Here is a 4453-nt window from a genome sequence, read left to right on the forward strand (position 1 = left end):
GGTTTTTCTGTTGTGCCACCTTGCGAGCAGACGCTACCCGTCTGCATATCTGTTGGTCGCGTAAGCGGGACGTAGTCCTTGCCAAATTACTGGACAAGCCGAAACGGGCACGGATTTCGTAGTAGCACAGGGATTGGAGTTTCAGTGGGTTGACGACTTTCTCGGGTGTGTTTTGGTTGACCCAGTTCAAGGCTTGGCCGTTCGCGTTAGCGTCGCGTAGCGACAAAGCATCCAATGTCTCGTCCAATTTGGCGGCTTGCGACTGGGACACCTTGAGCTTGCAAGAAACGGTCAGGACTTGGGTCATAGCCTTATTGCATTTTACTCACATTCCTCCCGACCCTTGCCCTGTGGGCAGAGAGCGGGGCTCCTGCGGTTTCTAGCTGACGGGCCAGCCAGGCAGTTAAATCCTCCAAGCTGTTGAAGTCCAACAGAGCTTCCCCCAGCGCCTCCAGTTGTGACGTTGACAAAGCCCAAATCCTATTCTCAAGGGCCGGGTCAAGGGATCCCAACTTCCGCCTGAGCAGCCGCAAAACCAGCGTTGCTTCCCCGTGTTGCAATCCCTGTTGTAATCCTTGTTGTAGCCCTTGTTGCAGGCCCAGTTGTAGTCCTTCTCTGCGTCCTTCTTTGCGCCCTTCTTCCAGCCCCTCTCGCAGAGCTTCTGCCCGCCACTCTTGGTAGATCACCGATTCCCTCATATCCAAAGACCTCATGATTTGTCGAATCAAACCCCGATCCAATGCTAGTCCCGCCAAGACGGCTGTTGCGGCTGCCAATTCCCTTCTCTCACTGGGGTCTGCCAAGCTCTCTAGCTCACTGACCACCTCTCGCAAGGTTTCTGCTGGATCTTCCACCTGGCTTAGAACCCGAAACGGTAGCAGGGCTTGCCGATCCGCTCCGGCCCTCAAATCGCATTCCCACAGGCGGACAACATCAAACTCATGGCTCAGCCTCTCTAGACGAAAAGAGGTCTGGAAAACTCGCTCCGACCCCGTTTTGCGCAAGTCAATCGCGTTAGCGGTGCGGAGCACCTTGACCACCTGCTGCACCGATAGGTGAGGATACCTCCGATAGAGTCGGAGCCGAGCCACTTCTCCCATGAGCCAGCGGGCAAACTGCTCTGGGAAACGCTCGGCCAGATATTTGCAGACGTTGTCATAGGCCATGTCGAGGTGGATCCCTGGAATTAGCGACCGCCCACGGTAATGGAATCTACCTTGATGTGAGGCTGCCCGACGGTGACGTAAATGCTGCCACTTACAGAGCCACAGAACCCAGCTGCCAAGCTGAGGTCCTTAGAACACATGGAAATTTTGGTCAAGATGTCTTTGGCTTCTCCGATCAGAGTGGCTCCCTTGAGGGGTTTGGTAATCTTGCCGTTTTCGATGAGATAGGCTTCTTCGACGGCGAAGTTAAATTGCCCAGTGGGGCCGACGCTCCCTCCCCCCATACGCTTGCAGTAAATGCCTTTGTCGATAGAAGCAAAAAGATCGTCCAATTCTGCATCTCCGGGGGCAATGTAGGTATTGCGCATACGGCTGGCGGGGGCAAAGGTGTAGTTTTGGCGGCGACCGCTGCCGGTGCGAGGGTGGCCGGTGCGCAGTGAGCCGGCCCGGTCGGCCAGGAAGTTCTTCAAAATGCCCTTTTCAATTAGCAAAGTGCGCTGGACCGGCATGCCCTCGTCGTCCACATCCAGGCTGCCAAAGGCCCCTTCAGAGAGACCTTCGTCCCAGGCGGTGAGGTTTTTGTGGGCAATTTTCTGGCCTTTTTTGTCGGCAAAGGGAGTGGTTTTGCGCTCAATCTGGGTGGTTTCCAACAAGTGGCCGCAGGCTTCGTGGAAGATAACGCCGCCAAAAGCGTTGGACATCACAATCGGGTAGGTGCCGGATTCCACGTAGTCGGCATAGAGCATCTGGCCGGCGGCTTCTGCCAGTTCCCGGCTATGGGCCTCCAGATCCCAACGGCGCAAAAAGTTGGGATCCCCCGTACCGCCGGAGCGTTGACTGACAGAGGCGCGATGGGATCCATCGGCACAGAGCAGCGTAGAGCTCACGGATTGGGTGAGGCGCACATCCCGCACAAAGGTGCCATCGCTGCAGGCCACCAGAATCTCTTGCCAATCGCGGAAATAGGTGGTGCGGCGGGACTGCACATGGCGGGCTTGGCGACCCAGTTGCTCGTTGGCTTTGAGCAGGATCTCCCCCATCTCCGCAATGGGGCTACATTCCTTCAACCAGCCATCTTTGCGGCGACGCTCGCCGTAGTCCTGCAGCATCTCCAGGTTGATGGCAGAAACCAGCGCTGTGGGGCCAGGAGGGGTGAAGCCCATCAGCGAAAGGCCCTTCTCCAGAGCAGCCTTGAGACCGGCAAAGGACAGATCGTTGGTGCTGACGTAGCAGTCGGCCAAGCCGCGAAACACCCGCACGCCGGCCCCGGTGGAGAGCCGTGGGGTGATGCTGGTGATGGCGTCATCTTCGGCCAGGCAACTGATGGAATTGCCCCGTTCTAGAAAAATCTCCACCAAATCGGCACCGGCAGCGCGCCCCCAGCCCAACAGGGCAGAGAGGGGATCCCGCCAATCCTCGTCGAAGCGCTGTAGAGTATGACGGTAGTTCAGGTTGGGCAGTTCTTTGGACAAAAGCAGCATGGCAGGCTCAGGGAGTAGAGACGAGCTAAGGCCGGCGCAAGTTTTCGTTTTCTCAGTTTAACAAGGAGTAAAGGTTCTCCCCTGCCGGCAGGTTGGCCTTGAGCTTGACAAGGGCGGGGGAGCAATCGAAGATCGCTGCACAAGGAAACCTCGACTTGCAATGGCTGCCAAGAAAAAACCGCCGGAGCTTCAGCCCAGCCTGTTTGACGATCCCATCGAGCCGCCAGCCCCGGCGGAGGAGACACTCCCCCAGTGGGATCAGATCCCCCTGTCGGCCCAGGTGCCCATCCCCCCCGGCACTTACAGGGATTTGGAGCAACTGAAGCAGCATTGTTTGGTATGCCAGCGCTGCGACTTGGCAGCCAGCCGTACCCATGTGGTGGTGCATCGGGGCAACCCCAAGGCAAGGATTTTAATCATCGGAGAGGGGCCAGGGGAAAGCGAAGACCTGCAGGGGCTGCCTTTTGTGGGCAAGTCGGGACAATTGCTGGATAAAATCCTGGCTTCGGTGGGGCTGGATCCCGAGCAGGACACCTACATCTGTAATGTGGTCAAGTGCCGCCCCCCTAACAACCGCGTGCCCACCCAGGAGGAGATGGACGCCTGCCGTCCCTATCTGTTGGAGCAGATTCGCCTGGTGGATCCCTGGATTATTCTGCTCACGGGGGCCACCTCGGTGCGCTCCCTTTTGGGCGAGAAGCGAGGGATCACCAAGATCCGCGGGGAATGGATCCAGTGGCAGGGACGCTGGTGTATGCCCATTTTTCACCCGGCCTATCTGCTGCGCAACCCAGACCGCACCCCTGGCAGCCCCAAGTGGTTGATGTGGCAGGATATTCAGGCGGTGAAGCAAAAGTATCTGGAACTCACTGGCACAGCACCGCCCCAGCCCAACTTTTGAGCCCATTTCCCCAAGCGCCCCTCCTCCCAAAGGAGAGCAAGGGATCCCTACCTTGGCTGATCCCCAGGTTTGAACCCAGTCAAGAGGCCAAAGCGGAGCAAGCCGGTGGCATAAGCCTGACGCATCAGGCCCAGCCCCAGCGCCCCGCGAACGGTAACCCAGCCGCTGCGCAGCAAAGCCCAGATCCAGCGCCAGTCGCGGGCAGAAGCGATCACCTCATCCCAGAAAGGGGCCACTCGCTCCGACCAGTCGGCGCTGCGCACCTGCTCAAAGCCCACCTGTTGGGCCAGAGCCTCGTAGCTGGAGAGGCTGATCACATAGGGCAGGCAGTACACCTCGTAGATTTTCTGCAAAAGCTGTTGATCCTGCTGGCTCAGGGATCCCTCGCGGTGGCACCAGGTTACCACCATCACCTGCCCGCCCGGTTGCAAGACCCGCCAGCCCTCGGCCAGAAACTGCCGCTTATCCGGCATGTGCTCGCCGCTTTCCAGAGACCACACCAGATCAAAGGTGTTGTCTGCAAAGGGCATCTCCAGGGCATCGGCCACCTGAAATCGCACCTTGTTGCTCAGGCCGGCCTCTTGGGCGCGCTCCGTAGCCCGCTTGGCTTGGACGGGGCTGAGGGTAATGCCCGTAACCTGTGCCCCAAAGCGCCGGGCTAACTCCAAGCTGCTTCCCCCAATGCCACAGCCAAGATCAAGAATGTGCTGGGGAGGGCAGGGATCCCCGATCTGGCCCCACTGGATAACCCTATCAATCAAGTCAATCTGAGCTTGGCGGCGATCCTTACCGGTTTGGCCCGGCTCGTAATAGCCATGGTGCATGTGCTCCCCCCACACCCGCTCCCAGAGGCCGGAGGAGGCATCGTAGAAGTGGCGAATGCGTTGGTTGAGGGTGGAGGTCAT

General features: G+C 58.6%; 4 protein-coding genes and 1 pseudogene. 1 reads left to right on the forward strand and 4 read right to left on the reverse strand.

The genetic code is table 11. The features are described 5' to 3' along the window. The 3 genes and pseudogenes from NW820_RS10475 to NW820_RS10485 all read right to left on the reverse strand — a co-directional run. A pseudogene (locus NW820_RS10475) lies at positions 1-307 on the reverse strand (RNA-guided endonuclease TnpB family protein); the annotation flags it as partial. Positions 308-311: 4 nt separating this feature from the next. Next, complete coding sequence (locus NW820_RS10480) at positions 312-1166, reverse strand: DUF4351 domain-containing protein (protein WP_414407447.1); 855 nt, start codon at positions 1164-1166, stop codon at positions 312-314. Positions 1167-1186: 20 nt separating this feature from the next. Beyond that, positions 1187-2647, reverse strand: a complete 1461-nt coding sequence (locus tag NW820_RS10485) for a TldD/PmbA family protein (protein WP_414351651.1) — start codon at positions 2645-2647, stop codon at positions 1187-1189. Between the two features lie 280 nt (positions 2648-2927). Here NW820_RS10485 and NW820_RS10490 point away from each other — a divergent pair, with 280 nt between their 5' ends. Then, the gene (locus NW820_RS10490; RefSeq protein WP_414407449.1) at positions 2928-3548 is read left to right on the forward strand and encodes a uracil-DNA glycosylase; all 621 of its coding nucleotides are present in this window, start codon (positions 2928-2930) and stop codon (positions 3546-3548) included. A gap of 47 nt (positions 3549-3595) precedes the next feature. Here the strand turns inward: NW820_RS10490 and NW820_RS10495 are convergent. Continuing rightward, a partial coding sequence (locus tag NW820_RS10495; RefSeq protein ID WP_414407448.1) for a methyltransferase domain-containing protein occupies positions 3596-4453 on the reverse strand: 858 nt, incomplete at its 5' end.

It is taken from the genome of Synechococcus sp. R55.7 (assembly GCF_047461955.1).
Lineage (GTDB): Bacteria > Cyanobacteriota > Cyanobacteriia > Thermostichales > Thermostichaceae > Thermostichus.

What these genes read in the sequence shown, in the direction of transcription:
- NW820_RS10485 (WP_414351651.1), bottom strand. Translation starts at nt 2,647, where the DNA reads ATGCTGCTTTTGTCCAAAGAACTGCCCAACCTGAACTACCGTCATACT.
- NW820_RS10480 (WP_414407447.1), bottom strand. Translation starts at nt 1,166, where the DNA reads ATGGCCTATGACAACGTCTGCAAATATCTGGCCGAGCGTTTCCCAGAG.